We start from the raw sequence: 25,484 nt of genomic DNA on the forward strand, positions 1-25,484 counted from the left end.
CCATTAGTCCATAATTTCCTTAACCTTTGTAGCAGCCTTACCTACTCTCTTTCTTAAGTAGTAAAGCTTAGCTCTTCTTACTTTACCTCTTCTTACAACTTCAATCTTGTCAATCATTGGTGAGTGAACAGGGAATGTTCTTTCAACACCAACACCGTAAGCAATCTTTCTTACTGTAAATGTTTCTCTTAGACCACCATTTTGTCTCTTTAAAACAATTCCTTCAAATACTTGGATTCTTTCTCTGTTTCCTTCCTTAACCTTTACGTGAACCTTTACAGTATCTCCAGGTCCAAAGTTTGGAATATCACTTCTTAATTGTTCTGCTTCAATAGCTCTAATGATATCCATGTCCTTTACCTCCCTTTTATCATAGACGTTCATGCTGTTGCAGAGGAACGCCCGTTTTTTACACAACGATAATTATATCACATAAAAATAAATATATCAACAACAATTTTCATATTTTTAACTCTTTATTCTTCTTTTGACTGTATTATTTCCTTTAACATATCCTGCTCTTCTTTAGTTAATTTCTTTTTATTTAATAGATCTGGCCTTCTTTCATAGGTTATTTTTAATGATTGATATTTTCTCCATCTCCTAATATTTTCGTGGTGACCTGATAGTAATACATCAGGAACCTTCATCCCTCTAAAAACTTCAGGTCGAGTATATTGCGGATATTCCAATAAACCATCATAAAAGGACTCATCTTGATAACTTTCTGCCTTGGGTAAAACTCCTGGAACTAATCTGCTTATACAATCTATTATCGCCATACTTGCAATTTCTCCGCCAGTTAAAACAAAATCACCAATTGAAATTTCTTCATCTACAATCTTTAAAACTCTTTCATCAATTCCTTCATAATGACCACATAAAATTACAATATGTTCTTTTTGAAGAAATCTATTAGCATCCCTCTGTTCAAATCTCTTTCCCTTGGTGACATCATTATAGTGTACGGTTTTTTCCCATATCTGTTTATTAAATAATCGACAGCATTGTATATCGGTTCTGCCTGCATAACCATACCCGCTCCACCACCATAGGGATAATCGTCAACTTTTCTATGTTTATTATTTGAAAAGTCTCTTATATTTATTGTATTAATTTCAATAATACCATTTTCTTGTGCTTTTTTAGTATACTATGGTTTAACGCCTCAAACATTTCAGGAAATAAAGTTAAAACATCAAATTTCATCTTAATCCCTCTAATAAATTTATTTTCATTACAGAATTGTTTATGTCCACTTCTTTAACAACATCCTTTATTGCAGGTATAAGTAAACTACTGTTTTCATCTTTTATTTCATACACATCATTGCTACCTGTACTAAAAACATCTGTTATTTTCCCTAAATACTCTCCTTCTAACGTATAAACATCAAGCCCAATTAAGTCTGCAATAAAATATGCGTCCTCCTCCAACTTAACTGCATTTTCTCTATCTATATATATATATACTTTCTTATATTTTTCCGCCTCTGTCATATTGTTTATGCCTTCTAATTTTAATATCACTAAATTTTTAAAGTATTTTACACCTTCAACATTAACCTTATTATATGTATCCTTTTCCTTAAAAAAACAAACTTAAGCTTATTAAATCTTTTAATATCATCTGTTAATGGATATACCTTTACCTCACCCTTAACTCCGTGAGTATTTATTATCTGACCAATCTTTAGATAGTTTTTCATAATTTTACCACCTTCTTATGTTAAAAGAGTTAGGATTACCTAACTCTTTTTATTATATTATTTCAACTATTACCCTTTTATTTTCTTTAATTGCAGCGGCTTTAACAACAGTTCTTATAGCCTTTGCAATTCTTCCTTGCTTACCTATTACCTTACCCATATCTTCTGGAGCAACCTTTAATTCAATAATAACTGATTGCTCTCCAGATATTTCCTTTACCTGAACTTCATCAGGATTGTCAACAAGTGACTTGGCGATTACCTCAACCAATTCCTTCATGGTAATCCACCTCCATTATTCTATAACACCAGCTTTTTTAAATAGACGCTTAACTGTATCTGATGGTTGAGCTCCATTTGCTAACCACTTCTTTGCATTTTCAACATCAATCTTTATATCTGCTGGCTCAGCAATTGGATTGTAGTATCCTATTTCTTCAATGAATCTACCATCTCTTGGTGATCTTGAATCAGCAACAACTATTCTGTAGAAAGGAGCCTTCTTAGCACCCATTCTTCTTAATCTTATCTTTACTGCCATAGTTTTCACCTCCTTACAATACACGTTGTCATAATTTATTTAAAGAAAGGAAATTTAAATTTCCCTTTTTCATATTTTTTGCATATCTCCAAATTGTTTCATCATCTTTCTGGCTTGCTCAAATCCATTAAGCAGTTTATTTACCTCTTGGATTGATGTTCCTGAGCCTTTAGCTATTCTCTTTTTCTACTCGCATTAATAATTGAAGGATTTCTTCTTTCTTCTTTAGTCATAGATTTAATAATAGCTTCAGCGTGTAGTAATTCCTTTTCATTTACTTCCATATCGCCAAGCTTCGAAACATCTACGCCAGGAATCATTTTAACTAAATCCTTTAAAGGCCCCATCTTTTTCATTTGCTGCATTTGATCAAGAAAATCTTCGAGTGTAAACTCTTGGCTTAATAACTTCTTTTCAAGTTCTGCAGCCTTCTTTTCATCAATTGCCTCTTGAGCTTTTTCTATTAGGCTTAATATATCTCCCATTCCTAATATTCTTGAGGCCATTCTATCTGGATGGAACACCTCAAAGTCATTTAGCTTCTCACCTGTTCCTACAAACTTAATAGGTGTATTTGTTACTGCCTTTACTGAAATAGCAGCTCCACCTCTTGTATCTCCATCTAACTTTGTTAGTATGACTCCTGTTAGTTCAAGATTATTATTAAAATGTTCTGCAACATTGACAGCATCCTGACCAGTCATTGCGTCTACAACTAACAGAATTTCATTTGGTTTAACCTCAGATTTTATATTTTTAAGTTCCTGCATAAGCTCTTCGTCTATATGAAGTCGACCAGCAGTATCTATAATAACATAGTCTCTCTCTTGCTTTTTGCATTTTCTATACCTGCTTTTGCTATATCTACTGGATCTACCTTATCACCTAAACTAAATACAGGAATATCAATTTGATTACCTAATATTTGTAACTGCTTTATAGCAGCCGGTCTATATACGTCTGCTGCAACAAGAAGCGGCTTTTTATTGTGTTTTTTCAAATGCAGTGCAAGCTTTGCAGCCATTGTAGTTTTACCTGCACCTTGTAGACCAACCAGCATAATTACAGTTGGTGGATTATTGGCTGGTCTTAACTTACTTTCTGTGCTTCCCATCAGCTTAATTAATTCTTCATTAACAATTTTTATAACCTGCTGTGCTGGAGTAAGGCTCTCCATTACCTCTTCTCCAACAGCCCTTTCAGAAACACTTTTTACAAATTCCTTAACAACTTTATAATTAACATCAGCTTCAAGAAGGGCTAATTTAACCTCACGCATTGCATCCTTTACGTCTTTTTCAGTTAATTTACCCTTACCCCTTAATTTTTTAAATGTTTCTTGAAGCTTAGACGTAAGCCCTTCAAAAGCCATAAGATGACCTCCTAATCAAATATCTAAAAGCTTATTTAAAATATCCAATGATTGTTTTATGTCATCATATTCTTGGTACTTACTTAATAATGTTTTTATTTTAATAAGCTCTTGTTTTTGTTTTAAAAACCTATCTACCAAACCTAATTCTTCTTCATAATCTAACAAAGCTTTTTCACTTCTTTTTATTATATCGTGTACTGCCTGCCTTGATATACCATACTCCTCAGCAATCTCAGCAAGCGACATATCCTCTTCAAAATGTCTTGACATTATATCTCGTTGTTTCTCAGTTAATAAATTTCTATAAAAATCTAACAAGAGAATAATATAACTCAATCTATCCATATCAGCACATCCCTAAATGATAATAACAAAATATTATAAATGTGTCAAGTATTTTTACTTAACATCACAATAAAGCATTTGCAAATTCCTTTGGATCGAATTCCTGTAGATCCTCTATTCCTTCTCCAACACCTATCATTGAAACAGGAATATTAAGTTCATTTGCAATTGAAATTACAACCCCTCCCTTTGCTGTCCCATCTAATTTTGTCAAAATCAATCCATTAACATTTGCAACATTCATAAACTCTTTTGCCTGATTTAAAGCATTTTGTCCTGTTGTAGCATCAAGTACAAGGAATGTTTTTTATAGGCATTCTCATATTCTCTTTCAACAATCCTATTTATTTTCTTAATTCTTCCATTAAATTCTTTTTATTATGAAGTCTTCCTGCAGTATCACAAATTAATATATCTACTCCTCTTGCCTTTGCTGCTTGAATAGCATCAAAAACAACTGCTGCAGGATCAGCACCCTCTTGATGTTTTATTATATCAACTCCACTTCTTTGCCCATACCTCAAGCTGATCAATTGCAGCTGCTCTAAAAGTATCTGCTGCTGCAAGCATAACTTTATACCCCTTTTGTTTTAAATAATGGGACATTTTACCGATTGAAGTTGTTTTTCCAACTCCATTTACACCTACAACTATATAAACAGCGGGTGTTGACTGAGGAATAACAGATTGCTTTTCATTATCCAAAATATCTGAAATTATTTCCTTTAGAAGATCTTTGACCTTTGATGGATCGTCTATGCGGTTTTCTTTAACCTTCTTCCTGAGCATCTCTATTATCTTCGTTGTAGTATTAACACCTACGTCTGATGTTATTAATATCTCCTCTAACTCTTCATATAATTCATCATCTATAGTTTTTGTGAAGGATAGTAAAGCATCTACCTTATCATTTATTACATTTCTTGTCTTTGTTAGACCTTGTTTTAATTTTTCAAACCACGACATATTATTTTCCTCCCTCTAACTTTAATGAAACAACCTTTGATACTCCCTTTTCCTCCATAGTAACACCATAAAGAGTATCAGCAGCCGCCATAGAACCCTTTCTATGTGTTATTATAATAAATTGAGTCCTTGTTGAATAGTCCTTTAAAAAGTCAGCAAACCTATTAACATTAGCATCATCTAAGGCAGCTTCTATTTCATCAAGAACACAGAAGGGCGTAGGCTTCATTTTTAATATAGCAAAAATAAGTGCTATAGCTGCAAGCCCTCTTTCACCACCAGATAATAAAGATAATGTTTGAAGTTTTTACCTGGAGGTTGAACTATAATTTCTATTCCTGAATTTAAAACATCCTCTCCATCAAGCCTTAAATCTGCATAACCCCTCCAAACAATTCCTTAAAGGTTATATTGAAGTTTTCCCTTATAACTCTAAAATTAAATTTAAATTGTTCAGTCATCCTTTGAACCATTTCATTTATAACACCAACCAAAGACTTTTCAGCATTAATTAAGTCTTCCCTCTGTTGTTTTAAAAATGTATATCTTTCTATAACCCTTTTATATTCCTCTATGGAATTAACATTTACATCCCCAAGCAATCTTATATTACTCTTAAGTTCATTTACTCTTTTTGATATTTCACTAATATTTTTAATATCCTTTTTATATTTTACAGCCTGAGGAATAGATAGTTCATACTCTTCCCAAAGTTTATTTGTTAAAACCTCAATCTCATTTTCAAGCCTATTTTTCATAATATCAAGCTTATGAACTGAATTTATTATAGAAGATATATTCTCTTCTACTGATACTATTTCTTTTTCTTTTGTTTGTATAATATCAGAAATTTCCTTTTTCCTTCCTTCAAAGGTGTAATATTCCTCTTTTACTTTTATAATGTCTTCTGCATACTTCTGCAGTTCAATTAAATTCTTTCTTATATTTTCCTTTGTTTCTTCTATTTTTATATTTAAATTTTCTATTTCTAATTCATAGTTCTTTATTCTATTTTCATAATTATTTTTTCCTTTTCTAGCTGTTTCCTTCTTTCACTTATTCCCTCTAAAATTTTATTTTTTCAGCATAAAGAATCCTCTTATCTGTTAATTCCTTATATAAAACATCCTTATTTACTTGTAAATCCCTTATATTCTTTTGGGTATTCTCAACATATTCTTGAATCGAAGCTTGTTTTTCTTCTAATGCATTTAATTGTTCTTGTCTCTCTAAAAGCTTATTGTTGAGATTTTGAGTTTCTATATTAATATGTTCTAATTCTACCTCAATGTCTTTAATATTTTTGTTTATATCTTCAATCTGTTTATCATAGAATAATTGCTTTCCAACTAATATTTGTATCTCCTTTTCAATATCTTTAATTTCCTGTTCTATTTCATTCTTTTTATTAAAGTAACTATTAATTCTCTCATTGTTCATAGAAATACTCTTATCATACTCAAGAGCTGTATCCTTAAGCGTACATAGATTTTTATTTAATTCTTCTATCTCATTTTTTCTTGAAAAATACCGTTGGTTTTACCTACGCTACCACCAGTAAAACTTCCTCCAGCATTTATTACATCACCCTCTAATGTAACTATCCTTACTGAATAATCTATTGCCTTTGCTATTTTTTTGCATTATCTAAATTATTACATACGATAACTCTGCCCAGTATATTCCCTACTACATTTTTATATTCTTCATTAAAGCTTACAATCTCGTTTGCCAAACCCAAATATCCATGCATTTCCTTTATTTTTTCATCTATTATATATGGTTTGTATTTAATCGTATTTAATGGATAGAAGGTAACTCTTCCAATATTATTCTTTTTAAGCACTTCTATAAGTTGTATTGCTACATTTTCATTTTTTACAACAATATTTTGAATTGCTGCTCCTAATGCAATTTCAATTGCCACCTCATATCCTTTTGGAACCTTTAAAATATCTGAAACTGCACCTAATACACCAGAATTCTCTTTATAATTAGTTAAAATATATTTTGTTGCTTTATTAAATCCCTCTAATTCATTCTCCATAGAAATTAAAGCATTGCATCTTGCCTCTTTTGACTTTATATCTGATATAAGGTTATTTTTCTCTGTTTGTAATCTTTTCGCCTCTTGTTCTAAAAATTAATTTGCTGCAAAACTGAATTATACAAATCTAATTTATTGTTCTTCTTTTCACTTAAATTATTATAATTATTATTATTTGCTTCTTTTTCCTTATAAACCCTCTCTAATTCCTCCATCTTTTGATTTTTTAGATAATCTATCTGTTCTTTACGTCTTTCAAAATTCTGTAGCGTTATTTCATAGGAGTTTATTTTATTTTTCTCTTGGGAGATATCATTAAGCAATTGCAATAATCCTGACTTTTTTCCTCTACATCTGTTTCTATTTCAATGTATTTTTTATTTATGATGTTGTATTCCTTCTCAATTTTATCTATATCTGATTTAATTACCTGTATCTCATCTAAAACTTCATTATTATCTAAAGCTAAATTTTGTATACTTGAATCAATTTCCGTAACGTACTGCTTATTATTCTCAATTTCATTTTTTAATCTTTCTATTTCATTTATAAAGTTTGCATATCTCTCATTTAATACCTTTATTTCTCCCTGTTTGTTTTCTTGATTTTTTCAAGTTCTAATCTCTCTGATGATACTCTTTCTAATTCTTTTCTATTTCAGCCATAGTTTGTTTTAACGATATAATCTCTTCCTTTAAGTTATGCTTTCGTGTTTCTTCCTGCTCCTTACTCTGATTTATTGTATCTACATCAACTACAATCTTTTTATATTTTTCTCTTGCCTCATTATAATTATTTAATATTAAGTTTATTTCTAATTCCTTAAGTTCTTCTTTATAAGTTAAGTATTTTTTAGCCACTTCAGACTGTTCCTTTAAAGGTTCAATCTGTGATTCTAATTCTGAAATAATGTCATCTAATCTTAATAAATTTTGTCTTGTGTTTTCAAGTTTTCTCTCAGCCTCTAATTTTCTTGTCTTATACTTTACTATACCTGCAGCTTCTTCAAATAGATTTCTTCTATCCTCCGAACGGGTACTTAAAATTTCATCTACTCTACCTTGTCCAATTAATGAATACCCATCCTTACCTATACCTGTATCCATAAAAATTTCTTGAATATCCCTTAGTCTACAAGGTGTATTATTAATCAAATATTCACTTTCCCCAGAACGATAAAGCCTTCTTGTAACTGTTATTTCTGTATATTCAATAGGAACAATCCCATCAGAATTATCAATTGTTAGAGATACTTCAGCACAACCTAATGGTTTTCTTGTTTCTGTTCCTGCAAAGATAACATCCTCCATCTTTGCTCCTCTTAGAGTCTTTGCACTCTGTTCTCCTAAAACCCATCTTATTGCATCAGATATGTTGCTTTTTCCACTTCCATTAGGTCCAACTATAGCAGTAATACCAGCATTAAAATCTAATTCAATTTTATCAGCAAATGACTTAAATCCTTTAACCTCAATTCGTTTTAAATACAATCTAAACACCCTCTCTAATAGTAAAAAATAAGTAAGCACTTTAAATTTGGTGTCCTGTAATATATCTAACATATCTATTTTAATTATATATTTAAATAAGTGTCAAGCTAACATAAAATTAAGTGCCATAAACAGTAAAAGAATAACATCCTTTACCTTATGGCACTTTCAAAAACTAATATTTAACTTTAAATTATCTTGGTTCAACAATAAATTTAATTGCTGTTCTTTCTTCTCCGTCTATTTCAACTTCTGAAAAAGCTGGAATAACAACTAAATCAATTCCATTTGGTGCTACAAATCCTCTGGTTATTGCTATAGCCTTTATAGCTTGGTTTACTGCACCTGCACCTATTGCTTGTATTTCTGCTGATGCTCTTTCTCTTAAAGTTGCAGCTAAAGCACCTGCTACAGCCTTTGGTTGTGATTGAGCTGATACCTTTAATACTTCCATATATAACTCCTCCTTCATATAGACTATAATTATTACTATACTTTATATATTCTATATAGAGGAGGTTTTTCCTTCTTTATGTTGTCAAGTTAATATAATCAAATAACGACATTTTATAACATTTTTCATTACTATTAATGCATATCTCAAACAAATTTATATCTTCTTTTGATGTACTATAAGTTTTTGTCTGAAATTTGTTGTAATGTGTCGTAAAAAATCTTTTTTATCTGCATAAAGTTTTGATAAGGTTTTTAGGTTTACAATCAAATCAATAGTTTTAGATTCTTTAAAATACTTTTGTATCACATATAAAATCATATCATTTAACAAACTTGATTCAACAAGCTCCCTGAAAGCAGGATGAAAAGGACCTGCAACTACATTCTTACCAAGAGTAAAATCCTCTGAAACTTGTAGACCAATTTTCATTATATATATATTGTTTTTATAAAATAATTTATAAAGTTCCTTGCAAATATAAACAGCTTCCATTATCTCTAAGGGTTTATACAAACCTTCTTTATATAAAATCTCTAAATAAGTATCTTTAACAACTAACGTTGGATAAATCCTTACAAAATCAGGTTTTAACTCTATAAACTTTTTGCTGTATAAATATCTTTTTCCAAGGAATCACCATAGAGTCCAACCATCATTTGAAGTCCTAAATTAAACCCGAACTCCTTTATTAACTTTGACGCTGAAATAACATCTTCACTTGTATGACCTCTACATTGTTTTTTTAACACCTCATCATCCATTGACTGTGCACCAAGCTCTATATTTTTAACACTATATTTTTTAGATTATCAAGTATTTCTCTGTCAATATAATCTGGTCGTGTAGATAGCCTAATTTCATCTACCATTCCCATATCTACATATTTTTTAGCTACCTCTAAAAACTCCCTCTGCTTTTCTAAATCAATTGCAGTAAAACTTCCACCAAAGAAGGAAATCTCAATATGTGAATTTTTTCTATCTATAGTTTTTAAATGTTCTTCAATTATATGATAAACATCTTTAACTTCTATATCTTTATATTGTCCAGTTATCCTCTTTTGGTTGCAGAATATGCAATCGTGGGGACACCCCTTATGTGGAACAAATATTGGTATTATATAATGTTTCATTTTTTAATCAACTCCTAATGTTTTCAAAGCTTCCCTTGCTGCATTTTGTTCTGCTTCCTTTTGCTCTTTCCAATTCCCTTTCCATACAGCGTATCATCTAAATATACATTAATTTCAAAGGTTTTATTATGATCTGGACCATATTCATTTGCAACTCTGTAAGTAATTTTTTATTTATGTCCCTTTGAACATATTCCTGCAATTTAGATTTATAATCATTATAGTTTATATCATTACTAAAAAGTTCTATTTTTTCTTCTAAATTTTTTATAACAAACTTCTTAGCCTTTTCAAAGCCTCTATCTAAGTATATTGCAGCTATAACAGCCTCACAACAATCTGCAAGCAAAGAATCCTTTTGTCTTCCTCCTGTTAATTCCTCTCCCTTTCCTATTCTTAGATATTCATTAAATTTTAATTTTCTTGCCATATCCGCCAAAGATGATTCACATACAACCGATGCCCTAATCCTTGTTAATTTGCCTTCAGGTTTATTTTTAAACTTTTTGAACAAATACTCACTTACAATTAAACTTAGAACGGAATCTCCTAAAAATTCCAATCTTTCATTATGGGAATTATATCCTAAATTAAACTGGTTTGCATAAGAACTGTGTGTTAACGCAATATCTAACAACGAAATATTTTCAAAATCAACATCTATTATCTCTTCTAAATGCTTTAACTGCTTTTTTCTTATCTTATCCATATAATGCCCCCTAATGGTTTGTTGTCACATTCCATAAGTTAACTTTATATAAATAAAATTAACTTATGAAATATGTTAAAAGCCCCGAATAAATCGGGACTATGTTAAAAATCTGTATTTTCCTTTATGTACTCAACTACATCTCCAACAGTTTGAATTTTTTCTGCCTCTTCATCTGGGATTTCTAAATCAAACTCATCTTCAAGAGCCATAATTAATTCAACTACATCTAATGAATCTGCACCTAAATCATCCATAAATGATGATTCCATTGTAATATCCTCTGGATCTATTCATAAAACTTCTGAAATTCTTTCCTTAACTCTTTCAAAAATCATAAGTTCACCTCCCTTCAAACTCAACTATATAATATTACATATATTGTAATGAGTCAACATAAATTATTATTTCTTATCTTATATTATGAATAGATTCAGTCTATTATTCAAAATTTATCTTAGTTAACTCTTGCTTTATATCATCAAGAATTCTACCATCATAGGCTGCCTTTGCTTGTCTTATTGCATTTTTAAAGGCTTTAGCATTAGAGCTTCCGTGTGCTTTTATTACAAGTCCATCTACTCCAAGTAATATTGCACCGCCGTATTCAGTATAATCAAATTGTTTTTTAAATTTTTTAAATACAGGTTTTAATAATAAACCTCCTATTTTACTTCTAAAAGAGGACATTATTTCTTTTTTAAAATATCAAAAATAGTTCCTGCAACACCTTCATATACCTTCAAAATCATATTTCCAGTAAATCCATCACATACCACAACCTGAACATCTCCATTTGGTATGTCTCTTCCCTCTATATTTCCTACAAATCCCTTTATTTTATCTTTAATTATTTCATAACTTTGCTTTGTTAATTCATTACCTTTTTCTTCCTCTGAACCTATGTTAGCAAGGGCAATTTTAGGATTATTCATCCCTAAAACTTTATTTACATATACTTCTCCCATCATAGCAAACTGCAACAAATTATTAGGCTTACAATCTGCATTTGCTCCTGCATCAACAATTATAAAAGGTCCATTTTTACCTGGCAGCACAGGCGTTAATGCAGCCCTATCAATTCCTTTTATTCTGCCTAACAAAAATATACCTCCTGCCAAAATAGCACCTGTACTTCCTGCTGAAATTAGTGCATCTGCTCTTCCTTCCTTTAATATTTTAAAAGCCATAACTAATGATGAATCTTTTTTCTTCTTATTGCCATAGTTGGCGATTCATTATTTTCAATTACTTCTGTAGCATTAACAACTTCAATATTTAGTCCACTTATATCATATTTTTGTATCTCTTTATTTACTTTTTCTTCTGCACCAACCAAAATTATATCTAAGCCATATTCCTTTGCAGCCTCAATAGCACCCTTTACTATCTCCTGTGGTGCATTATCTCCACCCATAGCATCTATTACTACTTTCATCATATCCCTCCTTACTTTGTTAATTTTTAGTATACTATTTTTATAAATTAATTCAAGACAATTATACAAAATACTAATAATTTTGGTATTGTTTATATTAAAAGCATAAAAAAGAAAGTCTACAAGAGACTTTCTTATTTCTCAACAACTACTCTATTTTTGTAGTAACCACAATTTCCACACACTCTATGTGCAAGCTTCATTTCATGGCATTGTGGGCACTCAACCATTCCTGGCATAGCTAGTTTCCAAGTTTGTGCTCTTCTCATATCTCTTCTTGACTTTGAATGTCTTCTGGCTGGATTACCCATTGTTACACCTCCTTAATCTCGGTTAAAAAAGTTTTTTAATTTTTCTAGTCGTGGATCAATTATTTGTGTATCACAACTACAAGTGGATTTATTTAAATTTGTGCCACAAACTGGACACAATCCTTTACAGGATTCACTACAAAGGGTTTTTAAAGGTACATTTAATAGGATATTATCCTCAATCAACTTTGTAATATCTATAAAGTTGTCAATAATCTTGTACCCTAATTCATCCTGTGATTTTCTAAATTCTTCTTCAAATTCAATGTTTAAGTCCTTTACAATTTCATCTAAGCACCTTGAACAAACTGTTTTAACCTTAGCTAAAATGTGACCTTTAAAAACTACTCCATCTTCAATTTTACTTAAGGTACCTTTTATATGTATTGGACCCTCAAAGGTATATTCATTATTGTTAAAGTCAATCTTCGCTAAGCTAAAGTCTTCACAAACATCCTTATCAACGGATTTACCTATAAGTAAATCCTGCACATCAATCTTCATAAACTCACCTCAATCAAAGTGCCACAATTAATTATATAAGCTGTGTTTTGAAAAGTCAAGGCTTAAATTATGATATGGCAAGAAAAATATGTTTATTTTTCTTGCCATAATTTTATTATAAACCTCTAACTATTTCAACTGTGTCTCGTGCTATCATTAACTCTTCATTAGTTGGTATTACAAATACCTTAACCTTTGAATCTTCAGTTGAAATTTCTTGTATCTTTCCTCTTACCTTATTCTTTTCTGCATCAACCTTTATTCCAAGGTATTCCATATTCTTGCACACTTCAAATCTTGTTTCAGGTGAATTTTCTCCTAAACCTGCTGTAAATACTAGTACATCAAGTCCACCCATAGCTGCTGTATAAGCTCCGATATACTTTTAACCTTGTAGTGGAACACATCAAGTGCTAACTGAGCTCTTTCATTTCCATCAAAAGCTGCATTTTCAATATCTCTAAAATCACTGCTTACACCTGAAATTCCAAGTACTCCAGACTTCTTATTCATTATATTATTTACTTCTTCATAGCTTAAGTTTTCTTCCTTTTGTAGGAAAGTTACTATTGCTGGATCTATATCACCACATCTTGTTCCCATTGCAAGACCTTCAAGTGGAGTAAATCCCATACTTGTATCAACTGACTTTCCACCATCAATTGTTGCAACACTCGCACCATTTCCTAAGTGGCAAGTAATTATCTTTAAATCCTTTATATCTTTTCCAACTTGCTCTGCTGCAATCTTTGATACATACTTATGAGATGTTCCGTGGAATCCGTATCTTCTTATTCCGTGCTTTTCGTATAATTCATATGGTAGAGCATACATATAAGCGTGTTTTGGCATTGTTTGATGGAAGGCAGTATCAAATACAGCAACCATTGGAGTTTGTGGCATTAAGTCCTTACAAGCATTAATTCCTATTATATTTGGTGGGTTATGTAGTGGTGCTAAATGTGTACATTCTTCAAGTACCTTCATTACATCTTCTGTAATTAAAACTGATCCTGAATACTTTTCTCCACCGTGAACCACTCTGTGACCTACAGCTGAAATTTCATTCATATCTTTAATTACACCATAGTTTTCATCTAATAGGGCATCAAGAACAACTTTAATAGCATCCTTATGATCCTTCATTGGCTTTTCAACTACTATTTTATCCATTCCATCTGGTTGATGCTTTAATTGTGAACCTTCAATTCCTATTCTTTCAACAAGGCCCTTTGCCATTACCTTTTCATTTTCCATATTGATTAATTGGTACTTTAAAGATGAACTTCCACAGTTGATTACTAATACCTTCATTTGTTTATCCCCTTTCCTTGCATTATAGATTAATTCCTTGTGCTTGAACTGCTGTTATAGCAACAACATTTACTATATCTTCAATGCTACATCCTCTTGATAAATCATTTACAGGTGCAGCAAATCCTTGACAAATTGGTCCTATAGCTTCAGCACCAGCTAATCTTTGAACAAGCTTATATCCTATATTACCAGCTTGTAAATCTGGGAATACTAACACATTTGCCTTTCCTGCAACTGAACTATTTGGAGCCTTTAATTCAGCAACCTTTGGCACAATTGCAGCATCCAGTTGTAATTCTCCATCTATCATTAAATGTGGTGCCTTTTCCTTTGCTATTTCAGTAGCCTTAACAACCTTATCTACAAGTTCGTGCTTTGCACTTCCTTTAGTTGAGAAGGACAGCATAGCAATTCTTGGTTCAATTCCACATAAAACCTTACCAGTGTTTGCTGTAGCTATTGCTATTGAAGCAAGTTCTTCTGCTGATGGATTTGGGTTAACAGCACAGTCTGCAAATAACATTAATCCTTCTTCACCATATTGTTTATTTGGTATTTCCATAACAAAGCAACTTGAAACTATTGACATACCAGGTGCAGTCTTTATTATTTGAAGTGCTGGTCTTAGAAGGTCACCTGTTGAGTGGATAGCACCTGAAACAAGACCATCTGCATCCTTCATTTTAACCATTATTGTACCAAAATATATTTCATCCTTTATTATTTCCCTTGCCTGTTCTAATGTTACACCTTTGCTCTTTCTTAACTCATAAAATTCATTTACGTATGTATCGAACTTTTCTGATAAAACTGGGTCTATTATTTCAACACCCTCTATGTTTGCTCCTACTTCCTTTGCTGTAGCTTCAATTTCTTCCTTTTTACCTATTAAAACAATCTCAGCTAATCCTTCTCTTTTAATTATTTCTGCAGCCTTTACAGTTCTTTTTCATTTCCTTCAGGTAGAACTATTCTTTTTTGTCTTGTTTTGCTTTTTGCCATATAGTTTGCATTATTGACATAATCATACCCCTTTCTTTTATATTATTACGCATTGTAAAACTATTTATCAATGCGTGACAAATAATCCTTTTATAAATATAATATAGTTATCAAATAATTAGGAGGTATTACTAATGAATGTTACAGGAATAATAGTAGAATACAACCCTCTACATAATGGTCACATTTATCATATAAACAAAACAAAAGAACTAACTAAATGTGATGCATTAATTGCTGTTATGAGTGGTTATTTTGTACAGCGAGGTGAGCCAGCCTTTATTGACAAATGGCTAAGAACTAAAATGGCCCTCCAAGCTGGTGTAGACTTAGTTATTGAACTTCCTGTAATATACTCAAAATCAAGTGCAGAAGGTTTTGCCTTTGGTGCTATAGCAACCTTAGATTCAACTAACATTGTTAATAATATTTGTTTTGGTAGTGAATGCGGAGATATATCTCAACTATATAAAATTGCAGAAGTTTTGGTGTATGAACCCAATGAATATAGACAATATTTAAAGGATTATCTTAAATTAGGGTTGTCATTTCCTTCTGCCAGGTTAAAAAGTCTCAACAATTATATAATATATCACAATTTGTTAAATGTAAATGATATTGATGTAGAAAATATTCTAAAAACTCAAATAACATATTAGGAATTGAATATATAAAGTCAATCTTAAAATTAAACTCAAAATTAAAGGCCTATACAATTAAAAGAATTGTAAATAATTACAATCAAGATAATTTAACTGGAAACATCTCAAGTGCAACTTCTATAAGAAAAAACATAAATAATCAAGAAGTTGTAAATTCTATGCCAAAATTTTGCTATGAAACAATAAAAGAAGAAATAAAAATAATAATGCCCCCATAAGCTTAAAAGCTTTGAGGACATCATCTATTATTCTATAAGAACAAAATCACCACAGGAACTTAAAAATATACTAGACGTTTCAGAGGGTTTAGAGTTTAAATTAAAGCAGGCTGCCGAAGATACATCAGATATATATCAATTAATAGATTATGTAAAATCTAAAAGATACACACAAACAAGAATTCAACGCATATTAATTAATATACTACTAAATCATACTAATGATTTACTTTATAAAGTAAATCAAAAACCTGAGTATATAAGAATTTTAGGTTTTAACGACAAAGGGCGTGAACTAATAAAAAGAATGAAAAAGGAATCTTCAGTCTCTTTAATTACAAATCCAAGTAAATATGATTATGACAAGCTAAAGTTAGATATAGATGCATCTGACATTTACGCAATTGCATTAAAGGATAAAAAAGGTTGGCAAAGTGGGATCTAAAAACAAACCCTATTTACTGGCAGCTATAGAATCTAACTGCTTTAAAAGTCCTTCTATTTCCTTCATAGCTGCCTGTCTTCCCTTTTCTATAGTCTCTTCTGCGTGTTCAAAACCTATTGGATCAACATCATCAATATCAACACGTATAAGTTTATCAGCATCTTGCTTTTTCAGCTCAAAAAGTTCTTTTTCCATTAAATCTATAGATTCATATAGAACGTGAAATATACTTTTACAATTTGAAGTATTTAAATTAAACCCCACATCTACTCCTATTACATAATCAACTCCATAATTTTTTAATATTTTAGAAGGAACCCTTTCTAAAACGCCTCCATCTACCAAAACCATATCATCCTTATATACTGGTATAAATACACCAGGTATTGATATACTTGCCCTTACTGCTTCGTAAACCTTTCCTTCCTCAAATACAACAAGTCTTTTATTTTTTAAATCCGTTGCAACTACGAAAAATTTTTTATTTAAATCCTTAAATTCCGTATCCTTAGTTAACAATTTAATGATTTCACATATTCTATCACCTTTAACAAATCCCAATCTTGGTACTGCAATATCAATATAGGTTTTTTATTAAGATTTTTACATAAAGCTGATACATATTTAAAATCAAACCCACTACAATAAAGAGCACCCACAACAGAACCTATGCTACTTCCTGATACTGCATCCGCAATTACTCCATATTTCTCCAATATTTCTATTACACCAATATGAGCTAACCCTCTTGATGCACCAGAACCCAAAGCTAATCCTATTTTTAGGTTTTTATACATATACCATCCCTACCAATCATAAATATTATTAAAAAATATATTCGAGGTGGCTATGGAAAAGTTTTATTTCATTCTAATTGCAGTATCATTTATATTACTATTAATAAAAAATATAATAGTTTAGGAATAAAATTAATTATTTTAATGTTTCTAATTTTAATAGTTCTAAATCCTAATGTATCTTTAAATTCTGCAAAGGAGGGGCTAAGTCTATTTTTGTATACGGTTTTTCCATCTCTTTTCCCATTTTTTATTATTAATGATTTGCTGATGTCAGTAGGAATTGCAGAAAATATAGCATATATTTTTAATAAACCAATAAATAAAATATTTAAAACATCAGGTTATGGTGCCTACGCTTTTATTATAAGTATTTTTTCCGGTTATCCTGCTGGGGCAAAAGTTGTTAAGGAACTTATTGAAGCAAAAATAACCCCTAAAGAAGGGGAAAAATACTTACCTTCAGCAGCACCTCTGGTCCTCTATTCATAATAGGTGCTGTAGGTGCTGGTATGTTAAAAAGCAATCTATTAGGCTATATATTATATGCCTCCCACATTATTGGTTCTATATTAAATGGTATTATATGTAATCTATTTTCTAAAAGAGAAAAAAAGAATACATATATGAACATAAAAATACTACGATAAATCTAAATAATTCAATTAAAAATTCCCTTATAACTATGGGATTTATATCTGGATATATAATACTATTTTCAGTTGTAATTAACCTATTAGATGCAATAAATTTTTTTAATCTACTTTCCTTATTATTGTCAAATGTGTTTAGGATAGATAGTTCTATTCTTTCAATTTTTATTAAATCACTTTTTGAAATATCCAACGGCTGTAAACTACTTGTCTCATCTAATATGTCTAATAAACTTTTATTAATAAGTTTTATTCTATCCTTTAGTAGTATCTCAATACTGTACCAGGTAAAGGGAGTTCTTAATGGTTGTAATATTAATTTTAAAAATTATATACTTGCAAAAATAAATCACGGTCTTCTTTCTGCTATAGTTTGTTATTTAATATGTAAATATATGAATATAAATACATTTATGTTACAAAACAGTATAAATATTAATAGTTTGTTTATATTTACGAACATTTTATTATTAACACTTATATTTATACTAAATACATTATATTTTTTATTGAAAAAAATAATTAACGATTTGATTTAAATTTGTCCTTTATGTCAATTATGATTTCATCTGGCACTAACCCCTTTAAGCACCCACCATACATTGCTACCTGCTTAACTGATGATGAGCTTAAATAGGAATATTGACTACTTGTCATCATAAACAAAGTTTCAATATTTTCGTCTAACTTATTATTCATAAGAGCCATCTGAAATTCATACTCAAAATCTGACACTGCACGAAGACCCTTAATTATGATTTTAGATTCCTTTTCCCTCATAAAATCTATTAAAAGCCCCTTAAAGCTTTCAACCTCAACATTTTCAATATTTTTTGTTACTCTTTTAATAAGTTCTACCCTCTCCTTTGAATTAAAGAGGGGATTTTTTTCTCAGGATTTTCTAACACTGCAACTATTACCTTATCGAAAATCTTTGATGCTCTTTGAATTATATCAAGATGCCCATTGGTTATTGGGTCAAAACTCCCTGGGTAAACAACTATTTTTGACATTCTATTCCTCCTTACTCCAAAAAGCTATAGTTGTACGACCATATTTTTCAATTCTTGTCCTTTTAATATTCCCAATTTTATCTGGGATAACATCATTTACATCCTGTTCAGAAACAATAACACCATTATCGTTTAATAAATCTTTTTTGTATATTATCTCGATAGACTTTTCAACTAATCCCTTACCATAGGGTGGATCTAAAAAATAAGATCAAATTTTTCTCCACGCCTTGCTAAAAGTTCTAATGCTATAAAGGCATCCTGTTTATAATGTTCACTATATTCATCAAACTTAAGATTTTTTATATTATCAACCAAATAATTATAGGCCTCTTTACTTTGCTCAATAAAAATACATTTTTAGCCCCTCTGCTTATAGCTTCTAAGCCTAAATTGCCACTACCAGCAAATAAATCTAATACATTCTCATAACTATAATGATAATTTAATATATTAAACATTGATTCCTTTACTCTATCTGAAGTTGGCCTTGTATTAAGTCCCTCTGGTGCCTTTATAACTCTACCTCTTGCAATACCTGTTATTATTCTCATATAATGCCCTCCTTACATAAGCCTTAAAATATTTTAACACATATTGCAAAAAGTAAAATACGAACCAGAAAGCAATAAAAAGAACCCCGAAGGGTTCCTTTTATTAATAATTTCCTTGAGCGTGCATTGCATCAGCAACCTTAATAAATCCTGCAATGTTTGCACCTGCAACAAGATTGTATCCAAATCCGTAATCTTCTGATGCCTTAACTACATTATTATAGATATTTACCATTATTTGATGTAGTTTTTGGTCTACTTCTTCTGCTGTCCAAGACATTCTCATACTATTTTGTGACATTTCAAGAGCTGATGTTGCAACACCACCTGCATTTGCAGCCTTTGCTGGTCCTACAACTACTCCATTTTCTAAGAAATATTGAATAGCTTCATTTGTACAAGGCATATTAGCACCTTCACAAACATACTTAACTCCATTAGCTACTATTTGCTTTGCATGTTCTAAATGTATGTCATTTTGTGTAGCACAAGGCATTACTATATCAACCTTAACACCCCAAGGTTTTTCTCCAGGGAAGAATTGAACACCAAACTTATCTGCATAGTCTTGTACTCTATCTCTACCTGAATTTCTCATCTCTAATAGATAATCAATCTTTTCACCTACAACTCCATCTGGATCATAAATATATCCATCTGGTCCTGATAGAGTAACAACCTTACCACCTAAATCAGCAACCTTTTTACAAGCACCCCAAGCAACATTACCAAATCCTGAAACAGCAACTGTCTTACCTTCAAATGTTTCTCCATCGTGCTTTAACATTTCTTGGCAGAAATATGTAACTCCATAACCTGTTGCTTCTGGTCTTATTAAGCTTCCTCCATATGATAAGCCCTTTCCTGTTAATACTCCGTTTTCAAAGGCACCTCTAATTCTTCTGTAGTGACCGTATAAATATCCTATTTCTCTTGCACCTACACCAATATCTCCTGCTGGTACGTCAACATCCGGACCAATATGTCTGTATAGCTCTGTCATAAAGCTTTGACAGAATCTCATTATTTCAGCATCTGATTTTCCTCTTGGATCAAAATCTGATCCTCCCTTTCCTCCGCCTATTGGTAGCCCTGTTAATGAATTTTTTAATATTTGTTCAAATCCAAGGAACTTAATTACGCTTAATGTTACTGATGGATGGAATCTTAATCCTCCCTTATATGGACCAATTGCACCATTAAACTGAACTCTAAATCCTCTATTTACATGTAAGTTTCCTTGATCATCAACCCATGGCACTTTAAACATTACTTGTCTTTCTGGTTCACAAAATCTTTCTAATAGATTTTCTTCAATATACTCTGGATGTTTTTCTAAAACTGGAATTAATGAAGGTAAAACTTCTTCAACAGCTTGTAAAAATTAAATTCTGGTTCGTGAGGATTTCTCTTCTTAACATTTTCAATTACGTTTGCAACATAATCAGCTGGTGACATTTTTACTTTTACCATTTAAATACCCCTCTTGCTTTCGCAATCTTCTAATAATATTATGCATTATTTCCTTCATTTTATCAAGTCGAAATAATCGTTTATTTCATTATTTTTTAAATTCTTATTCTTTATATTACGTTTTTCTTTATTTTTTGAATAATTTTAATTTTTGTTAAGAATTTTTTGTTCTTTTTAAAAATGAAGAAATGCAAAAGGAATGCCAAGGAAATCCTTCAAGGAGTCCAAACATATTATAGCTTTTTCAACAGCCTCAAAGAAAAGGAGCCTAATTAAAGGCCCCTTTTCTTTGTATTGTTATTTACCTGCTAAATTTCTTTCGTAAGCTTCAACCATTTTCTTAACCATATAGCCACCAACTGAACCACAATCTCTTGATGTCATATTTCCCCAATATCCTGATGTTGGAACTTGAACTCCTATTTCATTTGCCACCTCATATTTGAACTGTTCTAATGCTGCCTTTGCTTCAGGTACTATTGTTCTGTTTTTCATTTTACTGCACCTCCTGTTTGTTTTTCTATTATTAATTTAACCCTTTTTGATTTTTTTACTCTAGTAATTTAAGACAACCATTAACAGAGGTGCTATTTTTGTTAGTTGAATGTAGCTGTATCAATTTTTTCTTTAAATAACAAATTTATTTTATTTTTTAAAGGTATAAAGTCATCGCTATCTATTAAATTATCTTCTATTATCTTTTTAGCTAAATCTTTAGTCTCCTTTAAAATTTCAATATCTTTAATAATATCAGCTATCTTGAGGTCTGGTAATCCGTGCTGTCTAAGTCCAAAAAGTTCACCTGTTCCTCTGAGTTCTAAATCCTTTTCAGATATAACAAAACCATCATTTGTTTTTGTCATAATGCCCAATCTTTCAATTGAATCCTTATTTGTAGCATCTGATATTAATATGCAATAGGACTTTAAATTGCCTCTTCCTACTCTTCCTCTTAATTGATGTAGTTGTGCAAGACCAAATCTCTCAGCGTTTTCTACTACCATAACTGTAGCATTAGGAACATTTACTCCTACCTCTACAACAGTCGTAGATACTAAAACCTTTATTTTTCCTTCTTTAAAATTACACATTATTAAATCTTTTTCTTCATTTGACATTTTGCCGTGCAATATAGCCGCCATATTTTTATTTCCATTAAATACACTATTTACAAGATATTCATATGCTTCCTCAGCTGATATTGCATCTATTTTTTCAGATTCCTCAACTAACGGACATACAATATATGCTTGCTTGCCTTCCTCTACCTCTTTTTAATAAAATTATAAACTCTTTCCCTCATTGTACTTCTAACAAAATAAGTATCTATCTTTTGTCTACCCTTTGGTAGTTCATTTATTATCGATATATCCATATCACCGTATAGAAACAAAGCCAGTGTTCTTGGTATTGGTGTTGCAGTCATAACCAGAACGTGGGGATTATGACCCTTTGAAATAAGACAGGACCTTTGTCTAACACCAAATCTGTGCTGTTCATCTGTAACTACCAGAGCCAAATTCTTAAATTCAACATTTTCTTGCAATAATGCGTGTGTACCAATTATTATGTCTATTTCTCCCCTTAAAAGTGCATCTAAAATATTTTCCTTCTGTTTTTTAGGTGTACTTCCTGTTATTAACTCTATATTCAATCCAAATCTATCTAAAAGCGATTTTACTGAATGGTAGTGCTGCTCTGCTAATATTTCCGTAGGTGCCAGCATAGCAGCTTGATACCCTGCCATTGCACAATTAAACATTGCTATTGCTGCAATTACAGTCTTACCAGAACCTACATCACCTTGAACCAATCTATTCATAGGTCTATTTTTCTTCATATCAAGTAATATTTCTCTAATTGTTCTTGATTGTGCGTTTGTCAATTCAAATGGTAAAGCTTCCTTTAAATCCTTTAATCTATCCGATAATTGTATAGGATATGCACTTAAATCAGAACTTATACTTTTTTAAAATATTGTAACCCAAGTTGTAAAACAAGTAACTCTTCAAACTTCAATCTATAAATACTTTTATTAAGCATATGTTTGCTTTTTGGAAAATGGATATTATCTAAAGCTGTATTGATATCTAATAGATTAAATTCCTTCAGCAACTTGTAAGGTAGTATATCCTTAACTATTTCTACTTTTTTTCTAAGGCATTTTTAATTATTTTTCTTAAGCTTTTTTGTGTTAAATATTTATTTAATGGATATATAGGTAAAATATTTTCACTAATATCAAAGGACTCCTCATAATTTTTTCATATTTTGGATCTACTATCTGTAATTCAGCAAATCTTCTATTTATTTTACCATAAAGAAGTACCTTTTCACCTATTTTAAATGTTTTCTTCATATAAGGTTGATTAAACCATATACCAGTAATATACCCTGTATCATCCTTGAAAACTATAGAGGTTAATCTTTTTCCTGTCTGTGTTTTTTTAGTACCATTAATTAATGCAACTTCTACAATTAGTGTTGCTACTTCTCCATCCTTTAAATCTTTTATCTTTTTATATTTGCTCTATCCTCATAATCTCTTGGAAAATAATAAATAGCATCTTCAACAGTTTTTATTCCAAGCATATTTAAATATTGTGCATTTTTTCTCCAACGCCCTTTAAATATCTAATATCCATATATTCACGTCCTTTTTATTTTTAAACGCCATGAACTTGTATAATCCATGGCGTTTACTTAAATTATTCAACTGATATTAAATAATAGTAAAGTGGTTGTCCACCGTAATAAACGGTAACATCAACATTTTTGTATTTTTCTTCCAATTTGCTTTGTATATTTTCTGCCTCTTCCTCAGTTATTCCATTACCATAGAATATCGTAATTAATTGGCTATTTTCATCTACTAACGTATCTATAAGCTTTATTGTAATTTCTTCAAGACTTTCAGAGGCTTCAATTAATTTACCGTTTGCTATAGCGATTTTATTGCCCTCTTTAACTTCTACATCATTAAATACTGTATCTCTAACTGCGTAAGTAACTTGACCTGTTTTGACTGTTTTTATTACTTCGCATAATGTTTCATAGTTTTCCTCTGGTTTTGCATCATAATCAAAGGATACAAGTGCAGTTACACCTTGTGGAATACTCTTAGTAGGTACAACAAATACATTTTTGCTTGATAAATCCCTTGCCTGTTCTGCAGCTAAAATTATGTTGCTGTTATTTGGTAAAACAAAAATATTTTTAGCATTAATACTATTAATTGCAGATAAAATGTCCTGTGTGCTTGGATTCATAGTTTGGCCGCCTTCTATTACAAAGTCAACTCCTAAGTCCTTAAATATATTTGTTATTCCATCACCCATTGCAACAGTTACAATTCCATATTCCTTCTCTTCCTGTTTAACTGAATTGTTTACTTTTATCTTTTCATCCTCATCATCAACAATATGTCTATGTTGTTCCTTCATATTATCTATTTTTATCTTCATTAGTTCCCCTATTTTTAACGCCTCTTCAAGAACTATACCAGGATTATTGGTATGAATATGAACCTTTATTAATTCTTCTGTACCAACCACAACCATAGAGTCTCCAAGGTGTTCTATCTTATTCTTAAATTTATCAGGATCAGCTCCCTTTGTTTTTATAAAAATTCAGTACAGTAGGCAAATTTGATATCCTCTGTATTAAAGACATCCTGAGCTGTTATTTTCTCCTCTTTTATTGTTTCAATATCCTTCTTAAGCTCTTCTACTTTACCTTCTCTTATGTATCTAAGCATACCCTTATATATTACAAGAAGGCCCATTCCACCTGCATCAACTACATTTGCTTGTTTTAAAACAGGTAATATTTCAGGAGTTTTATTTAATGAATCCTCCGCTGCCTTACAAACTAAATTTAAAAACTCTTCAAAATCTGATGTATGTTTTGCTATTTCAATTGCTTTATCCGCTGATTCCCTTGATACTGTTAAAATAGTACCTTCTGTTGGCTTCATAACAGCCTTATAGGCAGTTGCTACTCCCTCTTTTAGAGCAAGAGCAAAATCCTTTGTAGTTACTTTTTCTTTATCCTTTAAAAATTTTGCAAATCCTCTTATAAGCTGAGAAAGAATTACACCTGAATTACCACGTGCCCCCATTAGTGTTCCCATAGAAGCTGCATCAACAACTGCTTTTATATTTTCGTTTGTTACTTTGTTAAGTTCTGCTACCGCTGACATCATAGTTGCTGACATATTGGTTCCTGTATCACCATCTGGAACAGGAAAAACGTTAAGTGCATTAACCATTTCTTTATTTCTTTCCAGTTCATATGCACCATTTATTATCATATTTTTTAAACTATG

Annotated in this window: 26 protein-coding genes and 15 pseudogenes; 5 read left to right on the forward strand and 36 right to left on the reverse strand. The window is 30.9% G+C overall.

Annotation, left to right across the window (positions count from 1 at the left end; genetic code table 11):
- Positions 1-3: 3 nt before the first annotated feature.
- The 25 genes and pseudogenes from rplS to pta all read right to left on the reverse strand — a co-directional run bounded on the left by rplS (position 4) and on the right by pta (position 15,362).
- Positions 4-351: a 50S ribosomal protein L19 gene (rplS, locus tag PL321_RS16975; protein ID WP_027307451.1), complete on the reverse strand. Its 348-nt coding sequence runs from the start codon at positions 349-351 to the stop codon at positions 4-6.
- 125 nt (positions 352-476) lie between these two features.
- Positions 477-1,126: pseudogene (trmD, locus tag PL321_RS16980) on the reverse strand (tRNA (guanosine(37)-N1)-methyltransferase TrmD).
- A gap of 79 nt (positions 1,127-1,205) precedes the next feature.
- Positions 1,206-1,708 (reverse strand): annotated as a pseudogene (gene rimM / locus PL321_RS16985) (ribosome maturation factor RimM).
- Positions 1,709-1,760: 52 nt separating this feature from the next.
- Entirely contained in the window at positions 1,761-1,988 is a 228-nt protein-coding gene (locus PL321_RS16990; protein WP_027307448.1) for a KH domain-containing protein, read from the reverse strand.
- Between the two features lie 15 nt (positions 1,989-2,003).
- Entirely contained in the window at positions 2,004-2,249 is a 246-nt protein-coding gene (gene rpsP / locus PL321_RS16995) for a 30S ribosomal protein S16 (protein WP_027307447.1), read from the reverse strand.
- 35 nt (positions 2,250-2,284) lie between these two features.
- Positions 2,285-3,621, reverse strand: a pseudogene (ffh, locus tag PL321_RS17000) (signal recognition particle protein).
- A 15-nt stretch (positions 3,622-3,636) separates the two neighbouring features.
- Complete coding sequence (gene ylxM, locus PL321_RS17005; RefSeq protein ID WP_273962760.1) at positions 3,637-3,969, reverse strand: YlxM family DNA-binding protein; 333 nt, start codon at positions 3,967-3,969, stop codon at positions 3,637-3,639.
- Between the two features lie 64 nt (positions 3,970-4,033).
- Positions 4,034-4,935: pseudogene (ftsY, locus tag PL321_RS17010) on the reverse strand (signal recognition particle-docking protein FtsY).
- Between the two features lies 1 nt (position 4,936).
- Complete coding sequence (locus PL321_RS17015) at positions 4,937-5,164, reverse strand: hypothetical protein (RefSeq protein ID WP_443110673.1); 228 nt, start codon at positions 5,162-5,164, stop codon at positions 4,937-4,939.
- A 139-nt stretch (positions 5,165-5,303) separates the two neighbouring features.
- Complete coding sequence (locus tag PL321_RS17020) at positions 5,304-5,693, reverse strand: hypothetical protein (RefSeq protein WP_273962761.1); 390 nt, start codon at positions 5,691-5,693, stop codon at positions 5,304-5,306.
- Between the two features lie 307 nt (positions 5,694-6,000).
- Positions 6,001-6,375, reverse strand: coding sequence for a hypothetical protein (locus tag PL321_RS17025; RefSeq protein ID WP_273962762.1), 375 nt, complete (start codon positions 6,373-6,375; stop codon positions 6,001-6,003).
- Between the two features lie 190 nt (positions 6,376-6,565).
- Positions 6,566-6,982, reverse strand: coding sequence for a hypothetical protein (locus PL321_RS17030; protein WP_273962763.1), 417 nt, complete (start codon positions 6,980-6,982; stop codon positions 6,566-6,568).
- 89 nt (positions 6,983-7,071) lie between these two features.
- Positions 7,072-7,305: a hypothetical protein gene (locus PL321_RS17035; protein ID WP_273962764.1), complete on the reverse strand. Its 234-nt coding sequence runs from the start codon at positions 7,303-7,305 to the stop codon at positions 7,072-7,074.
- A 381-nt stretch (positions 7,306-7,686) separates the two neighbouring features.
- A pseudogene (locus tag PL321_RS17040) lies at positions 7,687-8,472 on the reverse strand (chromosome segregation SMC family protein); the annotation flags it as partial.
- A gap of 193 nt (positions 8,473-8,665) precedes the next feature.
- Entirely contained in the window at positions 8,666-8,926 is a 261-nt protein-coding gene (locus PL321_RS17045; protein ID WP_027307442.1) for a stage V sporulation protein S, read from the reverse strand.
- A 156-nt stretch (positions 8,927-9,082) separates the two neighbouring features.
- On the reverse strand, positions 9,083-9,526 hold the full coding sequence (locus PL321_RS17050) for a hypothetical protein (RefSeq protein WP_337961207.1): 444 nt from the start codon (positions 9,524-9,526) through the stop codon (positions 9,083-9,085).
- Positions 9,523-10,061: pseudogene (locus PL321_RS17060) on the reverse strand (radical SAM protein). The gene PL321_RS17050 and the pseudogene PL321_RS17060 overlap by 4 nt, the downstream one beginning before the upstream one ends.
- Before the next feature lie 23 nt (positions 10,062-10,084).
- On the reverse strand, positions 10,085-10,174 hold the full coding sequence (locus PL321_RS20420) for a hypothetical protein (RefSeq protein WP_337961208.1): 90 nt from the start codon (positions 10,172-10,174) through the stop codon (positions 10,085-10,087).
- Entirely contained in the window at positions 10,159-10,770 is a 612-nt protein-coding gene (gene rnc, locus PL321_RS17065) for a ribonuclease III (RefSeq protein WP_337960871.1), read from the reverse strand. The genes PL321_RS20420 and rnc overlap by 16 nt, the downstream gene beginning before the upstream one ends.
- 104 nt (positions 10,771-10,874) lie before the next feature.
- A complete protein-coding gene (gene acpP, locus PL321_RS17070; RefSeq protein WP_273964656.1) occupies positions 10,875-11,063 on the reverse strand; it encodes an acyl carrier protein in 189 nt (62 codons plus the stop codon).
- Between the two features lie 148 nt (positions 11,064-11,211).
- Positions 11,212-12,208 (reverse strand): annotated as a pseudogene (plsX, locus tag PL321_RS17075) (phosphate acyltransferase PlsX).
- A gap of 134 nt (positions 12,209-12,342) precedes the next feature.
- Entirely contained in the window at positions 12,343-12,519 is a 177-nt protein-coding gene (gene rpmF, locus PL321_RS17080) for a 50S ribosomal protein L32 (RefSeq protein WP_027307437.1), read from the reverse strand.
- A 12-nt stretch (positions 12,520-12,531) separates the two neighbouring features.
- A complete protein-coding gene (locus PL321_RS17085) occupies positions 12,532-13,023 on the reverse strand; it encodes a YceD family protein (RefSeq protein WP_273962767.1) in 492 nt (163 codons plus the stop codon).
- Between the two features lie 115 nt (positions 13,024-13,138).
- Positions 13,139-14,337: pseudogene (locus PL321_RS17090) on the reverse strand (acetate/propionate family kinase).
- Between the two features lie 22 nt (positions 14,338-14,359).
- Positions 14,360-15,362, reverse strand: a pseudogene (pta, locus tag PL321_RS17095) (phosphate acetyltransferase).
- Positions 15,363-15,476: 114 nt separating this feature from the next.
- On the opposite strand from pta, the gene PL321_RS17100 reads away from it, so the two are divergent.
- The 3 genes and pseudogenes from PL321_RS17100 to PL321_RS17105 all read left to right on the forward strand — a co-directional run.
- Positions 15,477-16,001, forward strand: a complete 525-nt coding sequence (locus PL321_RS17100; RefSeq protein WP_273962768.1) for a nucleotidyltransferase family protein — start codon at positions 15,477-15,479, stop codon at positions 15,999-16,001.
- A gap of 20 nt (positions 16,002-16,021) precedes the next feature.
- Positions 16,022-16,222 carry a nucleotidyltransferase family protein gene (locus tag PL321_RS21910; protein ID WP_443110833.1) on the forward strand — a complete coding sequence of 67 codons (201 nt, stop codon included), beginning with the start codon at positions 16,022-16,024 and terminating at the stop codon, positions 16,220-16,222.
- A gap of 10 nt (positions 16,223-16,232) precedes the next feature.
- Positions 16,233-16,667 (forward strand): annotated as a pseudogene (locus PL321_RS17105) (nucleotidyltransferase family protein); the annotation flags it as partial.
- A gap of 9 nt (positions 16,668-16,676) precedes the next feature.
- On the opposite strand, the gene PL321_RS17110 reads toward PL321_RS17105, so the two are convergent.
- Entirely contained in the window at positions 16,677-17,228 is a 552-nt protein-coding gene (locus PL321_RS17110; RefSeq protein ID WP_273962769.1) for a patatin-like phospholipase family protein, read from the reverse strand.
- Entirely contained in the window at positions 17,180-17,464 is a 285-nt protein-coding gene (locus PL321_RS17115; protein WP_273962770.1) for a patatin-like phospholipase family protein, read from the reverse strand. The genes PL321_RS17110 and PL321_RS17115 overlap by 49 nt, the downstream gene beginning before the upstream one ends.
- Positions 17,465-17,680: 216 nt before the next feature.
- Between PL321_RS17115 and PL321_RS17120 the strand changes: the two genes are divergently transcribed.
- Positions 17,681-17,956, forward strand: coding sequence for a hypothetical protein (locus PL321_RS17120; protein WP_273962771.1), 276 nt, complete (start codon positions 17,681-17,683; stop codon positions 17,954-17,956).
- Positions 17,957-18,149: 193 nt separating this feature from the next.
- Positions 18,150-18,656: a hypothetical protein gene (locus PL321_RS17125; protein ID WP_273962772.1), complete on the forward strand. Its 507-nt coding sequence runs from the start codon at positions 18,150-18,152 to the stop codon at positions 18,654-18,656.
- Here PL321_RS17125 and coaD read toward each other — a convergent pair.
- The 9 genes and pseudogenes from coaD to PL321_RS17170 all read right to left on the reverse strand — a co-directional run bounded on the left by coaD (position 18,640) and on the right by PL321_RS17170 (position 25,469).
- Positions 18,640-19,130: pseudogene (gene coaD, locus PL321_RS17130) on the reverse strand (pantetheine-phosphate adenylyltransferase). The gene PL321_RS17125 and the pseudogene coaD sit on opposite strands and share 17 nt — an antisense overlap.
- 1 nt (position 19,131) lies before the next feature.
- Positions 19,132-19,684, reverse strand: a pseudogene (gene rsmD, locus PL321_RS21915) (16S rRNA (guanine(966)-N(2))-methyltransferase RsmD).
- Positions 19,685-19,787: 103 nt separating this feature from the next.
- Positions 19,788-21,142, reverse strand: a pseudogene (gene gdhA, locus PL321_RS17145) (NADP-specific glutamate dehydrogenase).
- A gap of 312 nt (positions 21,143-21,454) precedes the next feature.
- Positions 21,455-21,652, reverse strand: a complete 198-nt coding sequence (locus PL321_RS17150; RefSeq protein ID WP_273962775.1) for an alpha/beta-type small acid-soluble spore protein — start codon at positions 21,650-21,652, stop codon at positions 21,455-21,457.
- A gap of 101 nt (positions 21,653-21,753) precedes the next feature.
- On the reverse strand, positions 21,754-22,401 hold the full coding sequence (locus tag PL321_RS17155) for a helicase-related protein (RefSeq protein WP_337961210.1): 648 nt from the start codon (positions 22,399-22,401) through the stop codon (positions 21,754-21,756).
- A gap of 20 nt (positions 22,402-22,421) precedes the next feature.
- A complete protein-coding gene (locus tag PL321_RS17160; RefSeq protein WP_273962776.1) occupies positions 22,422-23,042 on the reverse strand; it encodes a DEAD/DEAH box helicase in 621 nt (206 codons plus the stop codon).
- 259 nt (positions 23,043-23,301) lie between these two features.
- Entirely contained in the window at positions 23,302-23,397 is a 96-nt protein-coding gene (locus PL321_RS21920) for a hypothetical protein (protein WP_443110834.1), read from the reverse strand.
- Positions 23,364-23,749, reverse strand: a pseudogene (locus PL321_RS17165) (OB-fold nucleic acid binding domain-containing protein). Before PL321_RS17165 ends, PL321_RS21920 begins: the two are co-directional and overlap by 34 nt.
- Positions 23,750-23,865: 116 nt before the next feature.
- Positions 23,866-25,469, reverse strand: a pseudogene (locus tag PL321_RS17170) (DAK2 domain-containing protein).
- Positions 25,470-25,484 lie beyond the last annotated feature (15 nt).

It is taken from the genome of Caloramator sp. mosi_1 (genome assembly GCF_028622835.1).
Lineage (GTDB): Bacteria > Bacillota > Clostridia > Clostridiales > Caloramatoraceae > Thermobrachium.